This is a genomic window from Streptococcus sp. WM07, from assembly GCF_004570525.1.
Taxonomy (GTDB): Bacteria; Bacillota; Bacilli; order Lactobacillales; family Streptococcaceae; genus Streptococcus.
Map to the genome: position 1 here is coordinate 1 of NZ_SPPZ01000310.1, position 316 is coordinate 316.

Consider the following 316-nt stretch of genomic DNA (forward strand, 5'->3'; position numbering starts at 1 on the left):
CGCTCAAGCCAAGAAGGATGAAATTGACGCTCGCTCTGATCTAACAGACGAAGAGAAAGCAGCAGCTAAGGCTCAAGTTGATGCAGAAGCAGAAAAAGCCAAAGCTGCAGTAGATGCAGCAACAACAAATGCAGGAGTTGAAGAAGCTAAGACTGCAGGTGTTGATACTGTTAAAGCTATTAACCCAGCTGCAGTTGCTAAGCCTGAAGCGAAGAAAGCCGTCGATGAAGCCGCTCAAGCCAAGAAGGATGAAATTGACGCTCGCTCTGATCTAACAGACGAAGAGAAAGCAGCAGCTAAGGCTCAAGTTGATGCA

Annotated in this window: 1 protein-coding gene; it reads left to right on the forward strand. The window is 47.2% G+C overall.

The genetic code is table 11. The annotated features are described in order from the left end of the window. Positions 1 to 316, forward strand: a 316-nt coding sequence (locus tag E4T71_RS09350) for a DUF1542 domain-containing protein (RefSeq protein WP_135039016.1), incomplete at both ends; no start/stop codon positions are given.